This window comes from Bradyrhizobium sp. MI1.11, assembly GCF_055811255.1.
The window spans coordinates 168,465-189,558 of sequence record NZ_JBVVPM010000002.1 but is presented as its reverse complement, the minus strand read 5'-3'; the positions used below and the strand labels follow the sequence as shown (position 1 = coordinate 189,558).

The 21,094-nt window shown below is 64.3% G+C and carries 17 protein-coding genes and 2 tRNA genes; 9 read left to right on the top strand and 10 right to left on the bottom strand.

Annotation, left to right across the window (positions count from 1 at the left end):
• Positions 1-70 precede the first annotated feature (70 nt).
• Positions 71-904, bottom strand: a complete 834-nt coding sequence (locus AC0L30_RS02815; protein WP_473403733.1) for an FkbM family methyltransferase — start codon at positions 902-904, stop codon at positions 71-73.
• Between the two features lie 202 nt (positions 905-1,106).
• Positions 1,107-1,183 (bottom strand) — tRNA-Asp (locus tag AC0L30_RS02810).
• 234 nt (positions 1,184-1,417) lie between these two features.
• On the opposite strand from AC0L30_RS02810, the gene AC0L30_RS02805 reads away from it, so the two are divergent.
• From AC0L30_RS02805 to AC0L30_RS02795, 3 genes are all read left to right on the top strand, one after another.
• Positions 1,418-1,747 (top strand): HU family DNA-binding protein, encoded by a 330-nt coding sequence (locus tag AC0L30_RS02805; RefSeq protein ID WP_007603525.1) that lies wholly within the window; start codon positions 1,418-1,420, stop codon positions 1,745-1,747.
• Positions 1,748-1,849: 102 nt separating this feature from the next.
• Positions 1,850-3,100 (top strand): peptidase T, encoded by a 1,251-nt coding sequence (pepT, locus tag AC0L30_RS02800; protein WP_219682219.1) that lies wholly within the window; start codon positions 1,850-1,852, stop codon positions 3,098-3,100.
• A gap of 82 nt (positions 3,101-3,182) precedes the next feature.
• Positions 3,183-3,998, top strand: a complete 816-nt coding sequence (locus AC0L30_RS02795) for an alpha/beta fold hydrolase (protein ID WP_473403732.1) — start codon at positions 3,183-3,185, stop codon at positions 3,996-3,998.
• Between the two features lie 22 nt (positions 3,999-4,020).
• Here the strand turns inward: AC0L30_RS02795 and AC0L30_RS02790 are convergent, their stop codons facing one another.
• Positions 4,021-4,914 carry a hypothetical protein gene (locus AC0L30_RS02790; protein ID WP_473403731.1) on the bottom strand — a complete coding sequence of 298 codons (894 nt, stop codon included), beginning with the start codon at positions 4,912-4,914 and terminating at the stop codon, positions 4,021-4,023.
• Between the two features lie 352 nt (positions 4,915-5,266).
• Between AC0L30_RS02790 and AC0L30_RS02785 the strand changes: the two genes are divergently transcribed.
• The 6 genes from AC0L30_RS02785 (at position 5,267) to AC0L30_RS02760 (ending at position 12,475) form a co-directional block, all read left to right on the top strand.
• Complete coding sequence (locus tag AC0L30_RS02785; protein ID WP_219682221.1) at positions 5,267-5,491, top strand: protein-tyrosine phosphatase family protein; 225 nt, start codon at positions 5,267-5,269, stop codon at positions 5,489-5,491.
• A 120-nt stretch (positions 5,492-5,611) separates the two neighbouring features.
• Positions 5,612-5,977: a hypothetical protein gene (locus AC0L30_RS02780; protein WP_473403730.1), complete on the top strand. Its 366-nt coding sequence runs from the start codon at positions 5,612-5,614 to the stop codon at positions 5,975-5,977.
• A gap of 55 nt (positions 5,978-6,032) precedes the next feature.
• Positions 6,033-7,307 (top strand): divalent metal ion exporter subunit IhpA, encoded by a 1,275-nt coding sequence (gene ihpA / locus AC0L30_RS02775; protein ID WP_219682223.1) that lies wholly within the window; start codon positions 6,033-6,035, stop codon positions 7,305-7,307.
• Entirely contained in the window at positions 7,304-8,293 is a 990-nt protein-coding gene (gene ihpB, locus AC0L30_RS02770) for a divalent metal ion exporter adaptor subunit IhpB (RefSeq protein ID WP_473403729.1), read from the top strand. Before ihpA ends, ihpB begins: the two co-directional genes overlap by 4 nt.
• Positions 8,286-11,504, top strand: a complete 3,219-nt coding sequence (locus tag AC0L30_RS02765) for an efflux RND transporter permease subunit (RefSeq protein WP_007603516.1) — start codon at positions 8,286-8,288, stop codon at positions 11,502-11,504. Before ihpB ends, AC0L30_RS02765 begins: the two co-directional genes overlap by 8 nt.
• A 2-nt stretch (positions 11,505-11,506) precedes the next feature.
• On the top strand, positions 11,507-12,475 hold the full coding sequence (locus AC0L30_RS02760; RefSeq protein WP_007603508.1) for a cation diffusion facilitator family transporter: 969 nt from the start codon (positions 11,507-11,509) through the stop codon (positions 12,473-12,475).
• A gap of 126 nt (positions 12,476-12,601) precedes the next feature.
• Here the strand turns inward: AC0L30_RS02760 and AC0L30_RS02755 are convergent, their stop codons facing one another.
• The 7 genes from AC0L30_RS02755 to tig form a co-directional block, all read right to left on the bottom strand.
• A complete protein-coding gene (locus AC0L30_RS02755) occupies positions 12,602-13,462 on the bottom strand; it encodes a class I SAM-dependent methyltransferase (RefSeq protein WP_007603506.1) in 861 nt (286 codons plus the stop codon).
• A gap of 128 nt (positions 13,463-13,590) precedes the next feature.
• Positions 13,591-13,667, bottom strand: a tRNA-Val gene (locus AC0L30_RS02750).
• A gap of 63 nt (positions 13,668-13,730) precedes the next feature.
• Positions 13,731-14,135 carry a GFA family protein gene (locus AC0L30_RS02745; RefSeq protein WP_007603505.1) on the bottom strand — a complete coding sequence of 135 codons (405 nt, stop codon included), beginning with the start codon at positions 14,133-14,135 and terminating at the stop codon, positions 13,731-13,733.
• Positions 14,136-14,208: 73 nt separating this feature from the next.
• Entirely contained in the window at positions 14,209-16,632 is a 2,424-nt protein-coding gene (gene lon / locus AC0L30_RS02740; RefSeq protein WP_007603504.1) for an endopeptidase La, read from the bottom strand.
• 323 nt (positions 16,633-16,955) lie between these two features.
• Positions 16,956-18,227, bottom strand: coding sequence for an ATP-dependent Clp protease ATP-binding subunit ClpX (gene clpX / locus AC0L30_RS02735; protein ID WP_007603503.1), 1,272 nt, complete (start codon positions 18,225-18,227; stop codon positions 16,956-16,958).
• Between the two features lie 441 nt (positions 18,228-18,668).
• Entirely contained in the window at positions 18,669-19,304 is a 636-nt protein-coding gene (locus AC0L30_RS02730) for an ATP-dependent Clp protease proteolytic subunit (protein WP_007603501.1), read from the bottom strand.
• A gap of 318 nt (positions 19,305-19,622) precedes the next feature.
• Entirely contained in the window at positions 19,623-20,984 is a 1,362-nt protein-coding gene (tig, locus tag AC0L30_RS02725) for a trigger factor (RefSeq protein ID WP_007603500.1), read from the bottom strand.
• Positions 20,985-21,094 lie beyond the last annotated feature (110 nt).

The window sequence follows — 21,094 nt, the reverse complement described above, 5'->3', positions numbered from 1 at the left end:
ATACCGAACGGCCGCCTTCGGGCGGCCTTTTTGATTCAGGCGATGGGGTGATGCTCCGATATGGATCGGGTCAATAGCTGCCGCAGCAGTGCTTGAATTTCTCGCCTGAACCGCAGGGACAGGGATCATTGCGGCCGACACCGCTCTGCCCATAACGCAGCCGGTTGAGGGCCTTCCTGTTCTGCTCCAGGATCATCTTGCGGCGCGTCTCCTGCACGCCGATCACGGCAGCATTGTCGCCGGCGTCCCAGAACGCCTGCGGCTTCAGATGGGCGAGCTTGCCGCTGACATAGACCGGGTAGAACCAGCCGAGCGTTCCGTCGCGCAGGCGCTGCAGCGTCGTCAAATCGTAGAGGAAGAAACCTGCGTCCAGCAGCATCGCGTTGATGTCCTGGAAGTCGTCAACGTCAGTCTCGCAGACGACCACGCTGCAATTCTCGAGCACGTACCGCGCGCCCTTCAGTGCGGCCTGTTCCGCGCCCTGCACATCGAGCTTGAGCAGGAACGGCGGCTTGAGCGACAGCTCCTCGACCAGCGCATCAAGCGTCGTCGCCGGCACTTTCACCTTGCTGGTGGAGAGGTCGTTGACCCGCGACCAGTAGACGTCGCCGGCGGGGCGCAGCGATGACCAGTAGGGATGCACGGATTCCGTGATCTCGATCTCGCCCTCGTGGTCGGTGATGGTGCAAATGCGATAGTGCCCGCCAAGCACCTCCTTGATCGCCTTGAGGGAGTCCTCGTAGATCCTGTTAGCATCGACGTTCAGTGGCACCGCACCGCCGAGGCACGACTGATGGTTGAGCACGAAGTGCCCATCGGCGCAGCCCAGATCGATGACGGTCCCGTAGCGCACGCCCTTCGCGAACAAATTCTGCAACGTCGCGCTGAAATCGGCTGCCTGCATCAAATCGATCCGAACAATCCCGGATTGAGCGGTACCATGCGATCGACGGCGCGATCAATCCGGCGCCTGACGGCCGTCGCGCGGGCGAGGAATTTTTGCGGAGGTCGAAGACCAAAAAGCGTGCAGGCGTCGGGTCGCGCGTGACCCGGGATCGAAGCGAGATCAGGATTTGAAGATAAGGGTATGAAAGGATTGCCAAAAATGGCGCGAGAGACGGGGCTCGAACCCGCGACCTCCGGCGTGACAGGCCGGCGCTCTAACCAACTGAGCTACTCCCGCGTGACACGCAAATGTCTGCGGAACGAGGGGGGACTTAAAGGCCGGACCTGTTGAAGTCAAGGATGTTGCATCCACAGCCGGAACGATCGGTTTTCCGCTGAGAGCGCGCACGAACGTGACCCTCGCCCGCGGGCCTGACGTGTCAGTCCAGCCCCGAATCGTCTACCCCTCCGGGAACTTGCGCGGTTTGGGGGCCGTCATCCCGACCACCGGCAGGAATCGAGGAGGCCAGACATGGCTAAGAAAGACTCGGCCAAGAAGGATTCGGCGAAGAAGGCAGCCGCTCCCGCCACCATCACGCTCAAGCACCTCGCCGCCGACATTGCGGAGAGCCAGGACCTGTCGAAGAAGCGCGCCGAGGCCGTTCTGACCGACATGGTCGACCTCATCACCAAGCATCTGAAGAAGGGCGACCGCGTCCGGATCGTCGGGCTTGGAATCCTGCAGGTGCGCAAGCGCGCCGCCCGCACCGGCCGTAATCCTGCCACGGGCGAGCCCATCCACATCAAGGCCAGCAAGAAGGTCGCCTTCCGCCCGGTCAAGGAGCTGAAAGAGGCGATCTGACCACTCACGTTTCGTTAAGCCTGATCGGCGTGCTCCGGCCGCAACGCGGCCCAGTTTTCTGGTATACCGCCTCTCTCACCTCACTCGGCGGTTTGACCAGAAATGTCCTCCCTCACCTTTTCGCACACCGTGACCGAGCGCTTCCTGCGCTACGTCACCATCGACACCCAGTCCGATCCGGAATCCCCGAGCTCGCCCTCGACGGAGAAACAGAAGGATCTCGGCCGTGTGCTCGCCGCCGAGCTCAGGGAAATGGGCGTCGAGGACGCTCATCTCGACGATTACGGCTACGTCTACGGAACGATCCCGGGCAACACACCCAAGAAGGTGCCGGTGATCTGCTTCTGCTCGCACATGGACACCTCGCCCGACGTCACCGGCAAGGACGTCAAACCGCAAATGGTGAAGAACTATCGCGGCGGCGATATCACCCTCCCAGGCGACACCAGCCAGGTGATCCGCTTCGCCGAGCATCCGGCGCTGAAGAACCAGATCGGCAACGACATCATCACCACCGACGGCACCACGCTGCTCGGCGCCGACAACAAGGCCGGCGTCGCCGAGATCATGGATGCCGCGCATTTCTTCATCAACAACCCGCAAGTGAAGCACGGCACCATCAAGATCCTGTTCACGCCTGACGAGGAGATCGGCCGCGGCGTCGACAATGTCGACATCAAGAAGCTGGGCGCCGAGTTCGGCTACACCATGGACGGCGAGAGTGCGGGCAGCGTCGAGGACGAGACCTTCTCGGCGGACGGTGCCACCATCACCATCAACGGCGTCAGTGCCCACCCCGGCTACGCCAAGGGCAAGATGGAGCATGCCATCAAGATCGCTGCCGCCATCGTCGAGCGCCTGCCCCGGGAAGGCTGCTCGCCCGAGACGACATCAGGCAAGCAGGGCTTTCTGCATCCGATCGGCATCGAGGGTGCGCTGGAGCAGGCGACGCTCTCCTTCATCGTGCGCGACTTCACCGAGGAAGGGCTGAAGGAAAAGGAGATCCTGCTCGAGAACATCGTCAAGGACGTGATGAAGGATTTTCCGCGCTCGACCTACACATTCGAAGTGCGGGAGCAGTACCGCAATATGAAGCAGGTGATCGATCGCCACCCGCACATTCTCGAATACGCCATCGAAGCGATCCGCCGCGCCGGCCTGCGCCCGATGCGCACCGCGATCCGCGGCGGCACCGACGGCTCCCGCCTGTCCTTCATGGGGCTGCCCTGCCCCAACATTTTCGCCGGCGAGCACGCCTTTCACTCCCGGCTCGAATGGGTCAGCCGGCAGGACATGGAGAAGGCGGTTCAGACGATCGTCCACCTCGCCATGATCTGGGAGGAGAAGGCCTAGCGCCTCTCGGAGAGGCAACATGGCCGGCTTGCCCCGGCCATCGGCTGGGCGCGTCCCGTCGACGGTCTTGGACATGCAATCGATGCAACACATCGTGTCTGGTCGCGCCAGGCTTGCAACCGAGGTTGCAGGCAGCGGCACTGCGATGGTCTTTCTTCATGCCAACGTGTGCGACCGGCGCATGTGGCGCGCCCAATTGAAGGGAATGGGCGCCACTCACAAGACGGTCGCGTATGATCGACGGAGGTTCGGCGAAACTCGCGCCGAGCCGGAGGACTTTTCCGCACTCGCAGACCTGGTCGCGGTGCTGGAGGCTACCGCAGACGACCAGCCCGCAATCCTCGTTGGCTGCTCCCTCGGCGGCCGCATCGCGCTCGATGCCGCCCTCCGGCATCCGTCGCGTGTTCGCGCCCTCGTTCTGATCGCGCCGAATGTCGCAGGCGCAGCCGATCCGGTCTACACCCCTGACATCGAGACGCTGATAATCCAATCGAGGCAGGCCGAGGCATCCGGCGACCTCGGTCGGTTGAACGCCATGAAGGCGCGCCTCTGGCTTGATGGACCGCTGGCGCCCGAAGGCCGCGTAGTCGGTGCCGCTCGCGATTTGCTCCTTGATATGAACGGCATAGCGCTCCGGTGCCCGCCATTCGGATCGGAGGTCGACATTCGCCCCTTCTTCCACCGGCTTCATGAAATCGCGGTACCAACCCTGGTTGTATGGGGCGACCTGGATTTCCCCTACGTCCAGGAACGCTGTCGCCAAGTCGTCGCGTCAGTCCCAGACGCAGAGAGCCACGAAATGCCGGGCGTGGCACATCTCCCTAACCTGGAGCGCCCGGCGGAAATCACAACTGTCATTGCCGAGTTTATCCGCCGGCGCGCCGGGACCGACAGGTAGACAGCAACAACGCCCGATCCGCTTACGGCACCGGCATCGCGCGCGGATTGCGATGGAAGCGGTTCGAACTCGCCATCCAGTTCGGCAGCGGCTCGCCGTCGCGATGGCGACCACCGGCAACCGCCGCAGCCCAGGCCACCGCCGCGCCGATCAGGGTTGCTGCCGCAACGGAGAAGGCGACGATGATGGAGTTACGCCGCGCCCGATTGATCGCCGTTCTTGAATCCGCGATCACGGCGTCGACCCGTCGTTCCGAGTCGGGTGCCGCGAGTCCCGTCAGCGCGGCCACCTGCTGCACGAGGTAGGCCCGGTCATCGGTGCTGACGCCGCTGTGGCTCGACGACGTCATCAGGATGCGTCCTGCTTCGGCGCGGGCTTCCCTGAGGTCCGTGTTAGGCGGCCGCCGCGGCGCGCGAAACAGCTTGTCCAGCTCATAACTCAACAGAGGCTCGGCGGCGGAGGTATTGCTTGCCGAACTGCGCATCGGCGAACGGTCGATCGCAGCTGCGCCGAGCATCGCGAGCAGAGCGGCACCAAGCAGCACGGCAAGCGCCCAGGACATCAGCCCATGCACGCCGTCCCGTCGTTCGCCATCGTCTTCGATCGTTGTGACCGCCGGGGCTGGTCGCGTCGTCCGGCCGGCGACATAGCCGCCAAAGCCGAAGCTGATAATCGCCTGGATGATCAGGTACAGGCCGGACAACAGCGCGAGCGCCGCCGATGCATCGCGCCATGTCGGCGAGGCTGAACTGACCCCTAGCCCGACTGCGACTCCAAAGCCGACCAGGATGAACGACATAGCGCCGGCAGCCAAAGCGCCTGCGATGACCGAGCTCCACTGGATGGTGCGCCGGTCATCGGCAGCGACGCCGCCGCCTTCCATGATGTCTTCCCGTATGAGAGTTTCCATCGTCATCACCGCCCTCTCAACGCAGGCCGAAGAACGACAGGATCGCCATGATCACGACGATCAAGCCGATGAGATAAATCAATCCGTCCATGGTCCGTCCTCCTCAATGTCTCCTCGTCGCTAATCACAACGAATAAGGAAGGTTCCAAATTGGACCGAGCCTGCGGGAACGAACCGGCGCGATGCGGATTATTTGTCCAAGTCCCAAGGATGAAGTTTGTGAGCACGAAAGCCCCAGCCGGTCGGTCCCGGCTGGGGCTTTGTTTTTGGGCGGCGGTTCCTGTCCTATGTTAACGACGCCGGCTCTCCGATCATCAAGGATGCGATCGGGGCGGAACCTCTGGATTGGGAGAGCCGCGTGGATCGCAGAACCGCGTGCCTTCATCAGGCAGATGCATTCCGGGAAAAGGCAATCGCCGATCCCGAGCACCACGACCAGTGGATCGACGAAGCCATCAAATGGCTGGAACGCGCCATGGAAGCCGGCTGTCGCGCCGTCGTCACGGTCGAAGCCGGCGATGTGCCGAACGTGGCAGGCGGAGCGTCAGCCGATGCTCAGCTCAGCTTGATCACGCGCCAATGAGAAGAGCTGCCGTCTTCGCGACCGCTGCGGCAATTGTTCCAGGGACGTAACAATGTTGCGGGTCGACACTGTTCCCGCCCCCATGCTAGGCCGGACGCAGACCGCAACCAGAGTGAAATCGTGCTCGCGAACCGCCAGCCCTCAGGATCATGCCGGCCGCGCAACTGGCGCGGGCTGCTGCTGTCTGTGCTGATCGCGGTTGTCTACCTGCTCGCGGGAGCGCTGCATGGCCTGCACGACATCGACGTCACCACGCCCGGTGGCGGCTCGGAGATCAGCGCGGTCCTTGACGGCTCCGCAGATCACAACGACCACAAGGCCATCGGCGGACATCATTGCCATGGCTGCTTCTCGGTGACGGTGGCGCAGCCGGCGCCACCGGCCGCATCGATCGGGCTCGTGTCCGTATCGCGCCCACAACGCGCACCCCGGCTCGCCGGAATTGTTCCCGACACCGACTCCCCGCCTCCCAAACATATGACCTGAATGGATTGGTCGGGCGCTCCGCGCCCATGAGGTTCATCCTTCACAGGTCGGTTTCATGTTTTACAGGGGAATGGCCGCGCGCCTGGCGTGCGCGGTAGCGTGTCTGATTGTCGGATTGGCGCTTGCGCCGTCTCACGCCCAGACTCTGACGATGCGGAGCGCGCTCTCGCGCGCGCTGGCCACGAGCCCGCGACTGACCGCGGCGGAGCGCGATGTCGGCATCGCCACGGGCCAGCGCATCCAGGCCGGTGCGCTCCTCAATCCGGAGCTGAGCTACGAACAGGACAATTCGTTCGGGTCCGGCATCTATCGCGGCACGCGATCGGCGGAGACCACGCTTCAGATCAGCCAGGCCTTCGAGCTGTTCGGCAAACGCGACGCGCGGATTGCGGCGGGTGTCGCCGGCATCGAGGTGGCCGCGATCCAGCGCAAGGCCGTCAGGCTGGAGGTGCTGTCGGAGACCGCGATTGCCTTCCTTAGCGTACTCGGCGCGCAGCGGCGCATCCAGATCCTCGACGAGCAGATCACCGCCATCGATCGGCTGACGCCGCTCTTGCGCCGCCGCGTCGAGGCCGGCGCCTCCTCGCCGGCCGAGACCGGCCGTGCGGAAGTGGCATCCGCCCTGGTGAGGGCCGACCGCGAGCGCTTCAAGGCGACGCTGGCCAGCGCCCGGCGCGAGCTTGCAGTCCTGATGGGCGACGCGGCACCGAAATTCGGCGAGGTTTCCGGACGGCTCGACACGATGGGACGGCCGCCGACATTCCAGTCCGTCGTCGCCGCGATCGATGCCAATCCGCAGCTGGTGCGCTGGACCGCGATCTATGCCCAGCGCAATGCCGAGCTGTTGCTGGCGCGGCTGCGGCCCTATCCCGACGTGCGGATCGCCGCCGGCTGGCGCCATTTCAACGAGACCAATGACGACGCGGCGCGCCTCACCGTCTCGGTGCCGATCCCCGTGTTCGACCAGAACCAGGGCAATATCCTCTCGGCGCAGGAAAGCCTCGCCAAGACCAAGGCCGAGCGCGAGGCCAACCGCAACACGCTGATCGTGGTCGCCGGCCGCGCCTACGACTCGCTCCAGGGCTCGCTGCGCGAGCTTGCGGTGCTGCGCGAGAGCGCCATTCCCAAGGCCACCGAAGCGTCTGACGCCATTGCTCAAGGCTACGGCCAGGGCCGTTTCAGTCTGCTCGAAGTGCTCGACGCCCAGGCCAGCGTCACCCAGGCGCGGCTGCGCGAGCAGGAGGCGCTGCAGAATTTCCACGCGGGGGTGGCGACCATCGAAGGCCTCGTCGGCAACCCCTTCACGCTGGCGCGGGAGAGCGCACGATGAAGACGTCCTCCACCATCCTCGTCGCATTCGTTGCCGCCGCGCTTGGCACCGCACTTGGCGCTTACGGCTATTCCCTGCTCGGCCCGGCCAGGGTCGAGCATGCCGAACACGCCGCAGACAAGAAGCCGGAGAAGCCGAACGACCATGTCGAGCAGGACGAGCACGGCGCCGACCGGATCCGCATCTCCGACGTCAAGCTCGCAGCCGCCGGCGTGACGTTGGCGGAAGCCGCGAGCGTCACGCTGACCGACACGCTCGCCTTCAACGGCATCCTGCGCGCCAACCAGGAAGCCGTGGTGCAGGTGACGCCGCGCTTTCCCGGCGTCGCCAAATCGATCCAGAAGCGCATCGGCGATAGGGTCGGCAAAGACGATCTGCTCGCCGCAATCGAGAGCAACCAGAGCCTCACCGTCTACGAGCTCAAGGCGCCGCTTGCCGGCACCATCATCGAGCGGCAGATCTCGCTCGGCGAATACGCCTCCGAGCAGAAGCCGGCCTTCGTCGTCGCCGATCTCTCGACCATCTGGGTCGACCTGTCGATCTACCGGCAGGACCTGCGGCGCGTCCGCCTCAACGACGAGGTGCTGATCGATCCCGACGACGGCCGCGGCGAGATCAAGGGCACCGTCTCCTACATGGCCCCGATCGGCTCGAGCGACACCCAGACCGCGCTGGCGCGCGTGGTGCTGCCAAATCCCGACGGGCGCTTGCGTCCCGGCCTGTTCGTCACGGCACGGCTGATCCTCGCCGCGCGCGACGTCGCGGTCGCCGTGCGCAAAAGCGCGATCCAGACGCTGGAGAACAGGACCATCGTTTTCGTCCGCGAGGACGGCGACAAGATCGAGGCGCGCCCGGTGGAGCTTGGCGATTCCGATTCCCGCCATGTCGAGATCAGGGCCGGACTATCGGCCGGCGAGCATTACGTCGCGGAAAACAGCTTCGTCGTGAAGGCGGAGATGGGCAAGGGCGAGGCCGAGCATGATTGAGCGTCTCATCGCGGTCTCGCTGCAGCAGCGCTGGTTGGTCCTGCTGCTCGCGCTCGGCGCCGTCGCCCTCGGAGTGTGGAATTTCCAGCGCCTGCCGATCGACGCCGTGCCTGATATCACCAACGTCCAGGTCCAGATCAACACCCGCGCCCCCGGCTATTCGCCGCTGGAAACCGAGCAGCGCATCACCTTCCCCGTCGAGACCGCGATGGGCGGGCTGCCCAAGCTCGACTACACCCGCTCGCTCTCGCGCTACGGCCTGAGCCAGGTGACGGTCGTCTTCAAGGACGGCACCGACATCTATTTTGCCCGCCAGCTCGTCGGCGAACGGATCCAGCAGGTAAAGGACCAGCTTCCGGCCGGCGTCGAGGTCGCGATGGGACCGGTCTCGACCGGGCTCGGCGAAATCTTCATGTACACCGTCGAGGCCAAGGCGGGCGCGAAGACGCAAGGCGGCCACGACTATTCGCTGACCGATTTGCGCACGGTGCAGGACTGGATCATCAAGCCGCAGCTTCGCAACGTGCCGGGGGTGATCGAGGTCAACACCATCGGCGGCTTCGAGCGGCAATTCCACGTGCTCCCCGATCCCGGCAAGCTGATGGCCTACCGGCTTGGCTTCCACGACGTCATGACGGCGCTCGCCGCAAATAATGCCAACGTCGGCGCCGGTTATATCGAGCGCAACGGCGAGCAATATCTGGTTCGCTCGCCGGGCCAGGTCGGCAATGTCGGCGAACTCAGGGACATCGTCATCGGCTCGCGCGGCGGCAATCCCGTCAGGATCAGGGACATCGCGACCGTCACCGAAGGCCGCGATTTGCGCACGGGGGCCGCAACGCGCGATGGCGAGGAAACCGTGCTCGGCACCGCCATGCTGTTGATCGGCGAAAACAGCCGCACCGTGGCGCGCCGTGTCGCGGCCCGGCTCGAGGAGATCGCCAAATCGCTGCCCGACGGCGTCGTGACGCGGACCGTCTACGACCGCACTGATCTGGTCGAAGCCACCATCCGCACCGTCGAGAACAATTTGGTGGAAGGCGCGGCCCTGGTCGTGGCCGTGCTGTTCCTGATCCTCGGCAACATCCGCGCAGCGCTGGTAGTGGCCTGCGTCATTCCGCTGTCCATGGCCATGACGGTCACCGGCATGGTCGAGACCAGGGTCAGTGCGAACCTGATGAGCCTCGGCGCGATCGATTTCGGCATCATCGTCGACGGCGCCGTGATCATTGTCGAGAACTGCCTGCGCATGCTGGCCGAGGCCCAGCGCGAGAAAGGCGGCCTGCTCACGACCTCCGAACGGCTGCGTGCGATCCGGCGCGGTTCGAGCGAGGTGATCAAGCCGAGCCTGTTCGGAACGCTGATCATCGCGGTGGTCTACCTGCCGGTGCTGACGCTGACCGGCGTCGAAGGCAAGATGTTCACCCCGATGGCGCTGACGGTGCTGATGGCGCTGGGCGCCGCGGTGCTGTTCTCCATCACCTTCGTGCCGGCCGCGGTCGCCATCTTCGTCACCGGCAAGGTGTCGGAACACGAAAACCTGTTCATGCGGCTGGCGAAGCGCGCCTATCTCCCCCTGCTCCGGCTGGCGATCGACCATCGCCTCAGCGTCGCAATCATGGCCGCCATCATCGTGGTCGCAAGCTGCGTTGCCGCCGCGCGCATGGGCGGTGAGTTCATTCCGAGTCTGGATGAAGGCGACGTCGCGCTCGCCTCGATCCGGATTCCCGGCACCAGCCTGACCCAGTCGCTGGACCTGCAAAAGGCGCTGGAAAAACGCATCACGCAGATTCCGGAGGTGAAGGAATTCTTCACCCGCATCGGCACCGCGGAGATCGCAACCGACCCGATGTCGCCGGCACAGACCGACGGCTACGTCATGCTGAAGCCGCGCGCCGAATGGCCCGACCCGGGCAGGCCCAAGTCCGACGTGATCGAGGCCATCGACCGTGCCGCCGACGACATCCCCGGCAGCGCCTATGAAATCTCCCAGCCGATCCAGTTCCGTGTCAACGAGCTGATCTCCGGCGTGCGCAGCGACGTCGGCGTCAAGATCTTCGGCGACGACCTCGACATCCTGCAAGGCGCGGCAAAACAGGTGGAGGCCGCGATCCGCCGTATTCGCGGCGCCAGCGACGTCAAGATCGAGCAGGTCTCGGGCCTGCCGATCCTCACCGTCCGCCTCGACCGCCAGGCGCTCGCCCGGTACGGGCTCAGCATCAGCGAGGTGCAGGGCATTGTCGAGATCGCCGTGGGCGGCAAGTCGGCCGGCAAGCTGTTCGAGGGCGACCGCCGCTTCGACATCGTCGTGCGCCTGCCGGAACATCTGCGCGGCAATCTCGAGGCCATCAAGGCGATCCCGATCCCGCTGCCGCCGGGTGAGGAAGCGGCAATCGGTGCGCCAATCCGGACGGCATTGCCCGCCCCTCCTCTTGCTCAGATGCGCTATGTGCCGCTGTCGTCGGTTGCCGCCGTCGATGCGACGCCCGGCCCGAACCAGATCAGCCGCGAGAACGGCAAGCGGCGCATCGTCGTCACCGCCAATGTCCGCGCGCGCGATCTCGGCTCCTTCGTCACCGAGGCGGAGGCAGCCGTCGCGGAGAAGGTCAAACTGCCACCAGGCTACTGGATCGGCTGGGGCGGACAGTTCGAGCAACTGGTCTCCGCCACCAAGCGGCTGACGCTCGTGGTGCCGGTGGCGCTGCTGCTGGTGTTCCTGTTGCTGTTCATGGGCATGGGATCGGCGGCGGATGCGGCGCTCGTGTTCTCCGGCGTGCCGCTGGCGCTGACTGGCGGCGTTGCCGCGCTGCTGCTGCGCGGCATCCCCTTATCCATCAGCGCCGGCGTCGGCTTCATCGCGCTGTCGGGCGTGGCCGTGCTCAACGGCCTCGTCATCATCGCCTTCATCGAGCGGCTGCGCAGCCAGGGCCACCCCGTTGCCGATGCCGTGCGGGAGGGCGCGCTGACACGCCTGCGTCCGGTGCTGATGACGGCGCTGGTGGCGTCCCTCGGCTTCGTGCCGATGGCCCTTGCGACCGGCGCCGGTGCCGAGGTGCAGCGGCCGCTCGCGACCGTGGTGATTGGCGGCATCATCTCCTCGACCGTGCTGACGCTGCTGGTGCTGCCGGCGCTCTATGTGCTGTTCCGCGGTGACGGGGGCGCCGAAAGGCCTACAATGGCGCCTGATTTGGCAGCTTCCGGGGAGCGCTAGAGGTGGGCAACCACGACCATCACGGTCATCATCACCATGACGACAGTGCCGATCATGGTCACGATCATGGCGCTGGCCATGCGCACGTCCACGCACCCGCCAGTTTCGGCAAGGCGTTCGCGATCGGCATTTCGCTCAACACCGCGCTGGTCGTGGCCGAGGCCGTGTACGGCTACATCGGCAACTCTACGGCCCTGCTCGCCGACGCCGGCCATAATCTTAGCGACGTGCTCGGCCTGGTCGTGGCCTGGTGCGCGTCGATCGCGGCGCGGCGCGCGCCCAGCGGCCGCTTCACCTATGGCCTGCGCGCCTCCACCATCCTGGCGGCGCTGGCGAACGCGGTGTTCCTGCTGGTCGCAACCGGCGCGATCGGCTGGGAAGCGTTTTTGCGCCTGCGCGAACCGGAGCCGGTCGCCGGGATCACCGTGATGGTGGTCGCCGGCATCGGCATCGTCGTCAACGGTTTCACGGCCATGCTGTTCGCGCGCGGACGCAAGGACGACATCAATATCGAAGGCGCCTATCTGCACATGGCGGCCGATGCCGCGGTCTCGCTCGGCGTCGTCATTTCGGCGGCGCTGATCATCTGGACCGGCTGGCTCTGGCTCGATCCCGTCACCAGCCTCGTCATCTGCGTCACGATCCTCTGGAGCACCACCAGCCTGCTCCGCGGCTCCATCGACATGTCGATGGCGGCTGCGCCCAAGGGCACCGACATTGCCGCGATCAAGATCCTTCTGCTGGGGAGGCCCGGTGTAACTGCGATCCACGATCTCCACATCTGGCCGATCTCGACCACCGAGACAGCGCTGACCTGCCACCTCGTCATGCCCACCGGCGCCGCCGGCGATGCATTCCTGATGGAGACCGCGCAGATGCTGAAGAGCTCCCACCGCATCGGCCACACCACCCTTCAGGTCGAGACTCATCCCGACAATGGCTGCGCGCTGGCGCCGGATGATGTGGTGTGAGGAGCTGCGCGGCTGCGTCCCCGTCGTCATTGCGAGGAGCGAAGCGACGAAGCAATCCAGACTACCTCCGCGGAGAACAGTCTGGATTACTTCGCTGCGCTCGCAATGACGGGGACAGAGCGGCGCCTACGCCGCCTTCGCCGTGACGATCCAGATCGCGCCCTGCAACGCCACTGACTGCCCCTTGAGGAACGGCGCGAGCATCTCGCGGATCGAGGCTTTTGCCGCGGCATATGTCTCCGGAGGATGGCCCTGCAGAGCGCGGCTGGCGGGGCCGATCTGGAGCGAGCCCTCGACCGCGGCATCGAGCCCGCCACCGATCGCGACATCCATCGCGAGATTGTGCGGCTCCATGGCGACGTCGACGAAGCCCGCGCCCTTCAGGATGCGCGTCACGCGCTCTTCGGAGGCAAAGGCGAACGGGCCAGGCTCTTCCGGCCCGACCGGCGGCATCTTGGGCACATGTTTGTAGACCGCCATCAGCGGCGCCATCATCCAGGGATTTTCCTTCGGCTCGCGCCAGCAGGCAAACGCCAGCCGCCCCGTCGGCTTCAGCGCGCGGCGGAGATTAGTGAAAGAGGCGATAGGGTCAGCGAAGAACATCACGCCGAACCGCGAGGCCAGCAGGTCAAAACTCGCCGGCTCGAACGGATGCACCGTCGCATCCGCCAGCACGAAATCGAGCGGCAGGCCCTTTGGCGCAAACGCGCGCGCCTGCGACAGCATCGGCTCGGAGACGTCGAGCCCGAGCGCAAAGCCATCAGGCGCGACAGCCTTCGCGAACGCGAACGTCGTCGCACCGGAGCCGCAGCCGACATCGAGGATGCGCTCGCCCGGCGTCGGCCTGGCGCGCTCGATCAGCACATCGGCGATGGGGCCGAGCAGGCTTTCCTGCGCCGCATGGCGATCGGCCCAGCGCTGCCCGCTGGGGCCATTCCAATAAGCGATCTGATCGGCGTTCTGCTCGTGTCCGCTAGGGTGTTCCATTGGGGCCTCTGTGGCTCGGTATCGCCCGCCTGCGCCTATTGGCTTCGGCGCGGCAGCCTTCGTTCGCTTCGCGCCAATAAAGTGTGAGGCTGGCTCGCCGAGCCGAAGCTCGCGAAGCGAGCAAAGGCTGGTGGGCGGTGAGAGATTCGAACTCCCGACCCTCTCGGTGTAAACGAGATGCTCTAACCAGCTGAGCTAACCGCCCCACGCCGCTTCTTTATCCCCACCTGCCCCGAACGGGCAAGCGCGGAACGCCAATTCCTGGCCCTCAATCCTGTGGCCGGCCCGCCAGCAGTGGCACCGCGTCGATCCACACTGCCGCCGACTGACACCAGATCTGCCTGACGGGCCGCAATTTGTCGCGCTGGCGGATGCTGCCCCAGCGGATGCCCCAATCGTCCTCCTGGTCGCCCTCGCCGCTCGTGAATAGCGGGGAACCGCAGTCGGCACAGAAGTGCTGGAAGCGCATCCGGCCGTTGTCGCCGCGCTTGCCGTAGATCCTGGGCGTACCGGCCGTCAGCTTGACGTCGGCCTTGGTGCAGATCGCCGTCACCCGGAACGGCGATCCCGTTAGGGTCTGGCAGTCCCGGCAGTGGCAGACCGACACCGTCTCGGGGTCGATCTCGGCTTCAAAGGTAATCTGGCCGCAATGGCATTGCCCGTCGATGTGCATTGTCGTCATCCGCTGCCCCACAGCAAAAACGGCGCCCGAAGGCGCCGTTTTATCATCTTTTCGAGCTGCGATCTCAGTGAGCGGTCAGGCCACCGGCGGCTTCGTCGCCGTCCGGCTTCACCGTCACCTTGGTGTCCTCTTCCCAGACGATCGGCACCGGCTTCTTGACCAGCGCCTTGGCAACGACGTCGTCGAGGCGCGAGACCGGGATGATCTCCATGCCGCCCTTGATCGCATCGGAAATCTCCGTGAGATCCTTGGCGTTGTCCTCGGGGATCAGCACCGTCTTGATGCCACCGCGGGCAGCGGCCAGCAGCTTCTCCTTCAGGCCGCCGATCGGCAGCACGCGGCCGCGCAACGTAATTTCGCCGGTCATCGCGACATCGTGGCGGACCGGGATGCCGGTCATGACCGAGATGATCGCGGTGGCCATCGCCACGCCCGCCGACGGACCGTCCTTCGGCGTCGCGCCTTCCGGCACGTGCACGTGGATGTCGCGGCGGTCGAACAGTGGCGGCTCGATGCCGTAGACGATCGCGCGCGAGCGGACGTAGGACGCCGCCGCCGAGATCGATTCCTTCATGACGTCACGCAGATTGCCCGTGACCGTCATCTTGCCCTTGCCAGGCATCATGACGCCTTCGATCGTCAGCAACTCGCCGCCGACATCGGTCCAGGCAAGGCCGGTGACGATGCCGACCTGCGGCTCGCTCTCGATCTCGCCGTAGCGGTACTTCGGCACGCCGAGCAGCTCTTCCAGAGTCTTCTCGGTGACCTTGACCGACTTCTTCTTAGAGATCATCAGCTCCTTCACCGCCTTGCGGGCGAGTGTGGAGAGCTCACGCTCCAAATTGCGCACGCCCGCTTCGCGGGTGTAGCGGCGGATCAGAAGCAGCAGCGCGTCGTCGTCGATCGAGAACTCCTTGGAGTCCAGGCCGTGCTTGGACACCGCGTTCGGGATCAGGTGCTTGCGCGCGATCTCGACCTTCTCGTTCTCGGTGTAGCCCGCGATCCGGATGATCTCCATGCGGTCCATCAGCGGCCCGGGAATATTGAGCGTATTCGCGGTCGTGATGAACATCACGTTGGAGAGATCGTAGTCGACCTCGAGATAGTGGTCGTTGAAGGTCGCGTTCTGCTCGGGGTCGAGGACCTCGAGCAAAGCCGAGGACGGATCGCCGCGGAAATCGGCGCCCATCTTGTCGATCTCGTCCAGCAGGAACAGCGGATTGGACGACTTCGCCTTCCGCATCGACTGGATGATCTTGCCGGGCATCGAACCGATATAGGTGCGGCGGTGACCGCGGATCTCGGCCTCGTCGCGCACGCCGCCGAGCGACACGCGCACGAATTCGCGCCCCGTCGCCTTCGCGATCGACTTGCCGAGCGAGGTCTTGCCGACACCAGGAGGGCCGACGAGGCACAGGATCGGGCCGGTCAGCTTGTTGGCACGCGACTGCACGGCGAGATACTCGACGATGCGGTCCTTGACCTTCTCCAGCCCGTAGTGATCGGCATCCAGAACCGCCTGCGCGGCTTCCAGATCCTTCTTCACCTTGGACTTCTTGTTCCACGGAATCGACAGCAGCCAATCCAGATAGTTGCGCACGACGGTCGCTTCCGCGGACATCGGCGACATCTGGCGCAGCTTCTTCAATTCATGCTGCGCCTTCTCGCGCGCTTCCTTGGAGAGCTTGGTCTTGGAGATCTTCTCTTCGAGATCGGCGAGCTCGTCGCGACCGTCGTCGTCGCCGAGTTCCTTCTGGATCGCCTTCATCTGCTCGTTGAGATAGTACTCGCGCTGGGTCTTCTCCATCTGGCGCTTGACGCGCGAGCGGATGCGCTTCTCGACCTGGAGCACCGAGATCTCGCTCTCCATCAGGCCCAGCACCTTCTCGAGGCGCTGCGTGACCGACAGCGTCTCCAGGATGCCCTGGCGATCCGCGATCTTGACAGCGAGATGCGAGGCGACGGTGTCGGCGAGCTTGGCGAAATCGGTGATCGCCTGCACGACGCCGACGACCTCGGCCGAGATCTTCTTGTTGAGCTTCACATAGCTCTCGAAGTCGGACACGACCGAGCGCGCCATGGCCTCGGCCTCGACCGACTTCGCGTCGGTGTCGGCGAGCGCAATCGCGGTCGCTTCGTAATAGTCGGCACGATCGGTGTACTTCTGCACGCGCGCACGCTCGAGCCCTTCGACCAGCACCTTCACGGTGCCGTCGGGAAGCTTCAAGAGCTGAAGCACGCTGGCAAGCGTACCGGTCTCGTAAATGGAATCGGGTGCCGGATCATCGTCGGACGCGTTCTTCTGGGTCGCGAGCATGATCAGCGCGTCGTTCTTCATCACCTCTTCGAGCGCGCGGATCGACTTCTCGCGGCCGACGAAGAGCGGAACGATCATGTGCGGGAAGACGACGATGTCGCGCAGCGGCAGCACGGGATAGGCGTGCGTTTCGCCATGAACGATGGTTGGCCTGGGTTTTGGATTGGTCATGGCCTTTTCCTTTTGCTTTGCCCCCTTGCACGCAGCCCGCCATGCTCATGCGCAACCGCCACAAGGTGCCGAGGTGATCCGCAAAACCGGTCGGTCCTTCTGAGGTTGGACCGGCCTGCCGGATCGGAACTGAGGCGAATCTTGAAGAGAATTTTTGCTCGCCGCCGACATTAGGTGGCTATCGACCCGGGGGGTGTCAAGTCATTGAAAGACGCGCGCCATCAGGCGCTTACGCACGCGAACAAGCGACACAACACCGGCTGCGGAGATATTTTCCGCAGCCCCTTGCTTGATGAGACGATTGGAGCGTTCCAGCGCCGAAATCAGGCGCTGGCGTTCTCGACGGCGCGATCGGACCGATCGGCGTAGATGTAGAGCGGGCGCGCCGTTCCTTCCACGACTTCGCGGGAAATCACGACTTCTTCCACACCTTCGAGGCCCGGCAGGTCGAACATGGTCTCGAGCAGGATCGCCTCGAGGATCGAACGCAGCCCGCGCGCACCGGTCTTGCGCTCGATCGCCCTACGGGCCACCGCGCCAAGCGCCTCGTCGGCGAAGGTCAGCTCGATGTTCTCCATCTCGAACAGCCGCTGGTACTGCTTCACCAGCGCGTTCTTCGGCTCGACCAAGATCTTCTTGAGCGAAGCCTCGTCCAGATCCTCCAGCGTCGCCACGACGGGCAGACGGCCGACGAATTCCGGGATCAGGCCATACTTCAGGAGATCCTCCGGCTCGACGTGACGGAAGATTTCGCCGGTGCGGCGGTCTTCCGGCGCGAGCACCTGGGCGGCGAAACCGATCGAGGTCGACCGTCCGCGTGCCGAGATGATCTTTTCGAGGCCCGAGAACGCACCACCGCAGATGAACAGGATATTGGTGGTGTCCACCTGCAGGAACTCCTGCTGCGGATGCTTGCGGCCGCCCTGCGGCGGGACCGAAGCCACCGTGCCTTCCATGATCTTGAGCAGTGCCTGCTGCACGCCCTCACCCGACACGTCCCGCGTGATCGAGGGATTGTCGGACTTGCGGCTGATCTTGTCGATTTCGTCGATATAGACGATGCCGCGCTGGGCACGCTCGACATTGTAGTCGGCGGCCTGGAGCAGCTTCAGGATGATGTTCTCGACGTCCTCGCCGACATAGCCGGCTTCGGTCAGCGTCGTCGCATCCGCCATCGTGAACGGCACGTCCAGGATGCGGGCGAGCGTCTGCGCGAGCAGCGTCTTGCCCGAACCGGTCGGACCGATCAGCAGGATGTTCGACTTCGCAAGCTCGACGTCGTTGTGCTTGGTCTGGTGGTTGAGGCGCTTGTAGTGATTGTGCACCGCGACCGAGAGGACCTTCTTCGCATGGTTCTGTCCGATTACGTAATCGTCCAGCACCTTGCAGATTTCCTTCGGCGTCGGAATCCCGTCGCGCGACTTCACCAGCGAGGATTTGTTCTCCTCGCGAATGATGTCCATGCAGAGCTCGACGCACTCGTCGCAAATGAAGACCGTGGGACCCGCGATCAGTTTGCGAACTTCGTGCTGGCTCTTGCCGCAGAACGAGCAATACAGCGTGTTCTTGGAGTCGCTCGTGCCGACCTTACTCATTCATGTCTCCGTCCGCGGTTCGATCCCGTCCGCTCGATCGCCCTATTCCGGCACGACAGCCGGTACAGTCCTTCAAATAGAGCAAATTCCGTACCAAAAAAGACCCTACGCGTTGCATGCCGTGCGAATCACGGTCACTCGATTCTCCGCGATCATAGCCGATCAGTCGTAGCGAACCATGCTGTCACCCGACTATCAAGAATTCGCTAATCGGGGAGCGCCGGCTACCCGTGACAATACCGTGATTTCCGGTCTTGGCACGGGCGAAGTGATCGAAATCACCCCGGCGTTGCTGGATTGCCACGAAAAACAAGCACGAAAGCGGAACTTTCTGCCTGTCGCAGGGCGCAAAACTGCGTTTTGCGACGCGCGCACGTGTCCTTAACGTGAACGCTCCCTGACGGTGCCGGCGATCCCAGAGGGATTGCCGGCACCGTAGTGCTACGGAGTCTTCGGCGCCGCGGTTTCCTCGGCGCGCTTGTCGATGACCCTGTCGACCAAACCGAACTCCTTGGCGTCGCTCGCAGTAAGGAACTTGTCGCGTTCCAGCGCGTCCTCGATCGCCTTGTAGGTCTGGCCGGTGTGCTTCACGTAGATCTCGTTGAGCCGCTTCTTCAGGTTCAGGATTTCCTGGGCGTGCAGCATGATGTCGGTGGCCTGGCCCTGGAAGCCGCCGGAAGGTTGATGCACCATGATGCGCGCGTTCGGCAGCGAGAAGCGCATGTCCTTCTCGCCGGCGCAGAGCAGCAGCGAGCCCATCGAGGCGGCCTGGCCCGTGCACAGCGTCGAGACCGGCGGACGAATGAACTGCATGGTGTCGTAGATCGCGAGGCCCGACGTCACCACGCCGCCCGGCGAGTTGATGTACATCGAGATTTCCTTCTTCGGATTTTCCGCCTCAAGGAACAACAGCTGCGCGACGATCAGCGTCGACATGCCGTCCTCGACCGGCCCGGTCAGGAAGATGATGCGCTCTTTCAGAAGGCGCGAGAAAATGTCGTAGGCGCGCTCGCCACGGTTGGTCTGCTCGACCACCATGGGCACGAGGTTCATGTAGGTTTCAACCGGATCGCGCATGAGTCACCTAGGGTTTTGAAGAGGCGGACATCGCCAGGCCCGGCTGCCAGTCGGGGCTGGATCTGCCGGAAGGCCGATGGACGTCCCGTGATGCAGGAACTTGGTAGAAGAACTTGGTAGAAGCAGAAGGCGTAGCGACAGATATAGCCCAATTCGCGCCTGACAAGTGCGGAGCGAATTAAGGCTTAATCCGTGAGGCAGTTGAAGCTGATTCGTACAAAGAGGCCCAGCCGGCCACCTGGCTAGCTCGACCTCTTCGCTGATCATCCTTAATGCAAGGCTATCCCAAAGGCTCTCCTAAAGGCTCTTCTGGAGCCCTCAGGCGGCGGTCTTTTCCGCCTCGTCGTCCTTGTAGAGATCGTCGCGCGAGACCTTCTTCTCAGTCACCTTGGCAAGCTCGAGGATGAAGTCGACGACCTTGTCCTCATAGATCGGTGCACGAAGCTGGGCCAACGCTTGGGCGTTGCTGCGGTAATAGTCCCAGACCTCCTTCTCGCGGCCCGGCATCGAGCGCGCCCGCTCGATCACGGCGCGGCCGACCTCGTCGTCGGTTACGGAGATCTTGTTCTTCTCGCCGATCTCGGAGAGCACGAGGCCGAGCCGCACGCGGCGGTCGGCGATCTTACGGTACTCTTCCTTGGCGGCGTCTTCAGTGGTGTCCTCGTCGGCGAAGGTCTTGCCGGCGGAGTCCATCTCGGCCTTCACCGAGTTCCACATCAGATTGAACTCCTCGTCGACCAGCGAGGGCGGAGCTTCGAAGCGATGGGCCTCGTCGAGGCGGTCGAGCAGCGCGCGCTTGACGCGCTGGCGCGTCGCGGTCGCGAACTCGGCGACCAGCCGCTCGCGCGCCGCTTCCTTCAGCTTGTCCAGCGATTCGAGGCCGAGTGTCTTGGCGAACTCGTCGTCGATCGCGAGATCCTGCGGCGCCTCGATCAGCGTCGCAGTGGTCTCGAACTCGGCCGGCTGGCCAGCGAGCTTGTCGTTCATGTAGTTCTTGGGGAACGCCACCTTCAGCGTACGGGTCTCGCCCGCGCCGATGCCGATGAGCTGCTCTTCGAAGCCGGGGATGAAGGTGTTGGATCCGATCACGACCTGGATACCCTCGCCGGCGCCGCCCTCGAAGGGCTCGCCGTTGATGGCGCCCTTGAAGGCGACGGTGACGCGATCGCCCGACTCGGCCTTGGCGCCCTCGCCCTTCGCGGCATAGCCACGGTTCGAATCGGCGATGCGCTTGATCGCCTCGTCGACGTCGGCGTCGGTGACTTCGGCGACGGGCTTCTCGACCTCGAAGGTCTTGAAGTCGGCGAGCGCGATCGACGGCACCACCTCGATCGCAACCGTGTAGGTCAGATCGGTTTTGCCGTTGAGCAGCTCCTCGACCTCAGCCTGCTCGGTCGGCATGGTGATCTTGGGTTCGGTCGCAAGGCGGAAGCCGCGCTCGGAGAACAGCTGCGTATTGGTGTCACGAATGGTCTGGTCGATGGTCTCGGCCATCACCGAGCGGCCATAGACCTTCTTGAGGTGCGTGACCGGCACCTTGCCGGGACGGAAGCCGTTGATGCGAACCTTGTCCTTGAGGTCGACGAGCTTGGCACCGGCCTTGGCGTCGAGATCAGACGCGGGAACGCTGATCTTGAACTCGCGCTTCAAACCTTCCGAGAGGGTTTCTGTGACCTGCATGGTGTCCAATCTTCTTCTCGTTCGGTCCCGGCGCGCATGCGTCGGGACGCTGTCATTAATCGATCCGGCGCGAGGCGAACGCCTCAACGCCGGTGGTTCATCGGACCGAC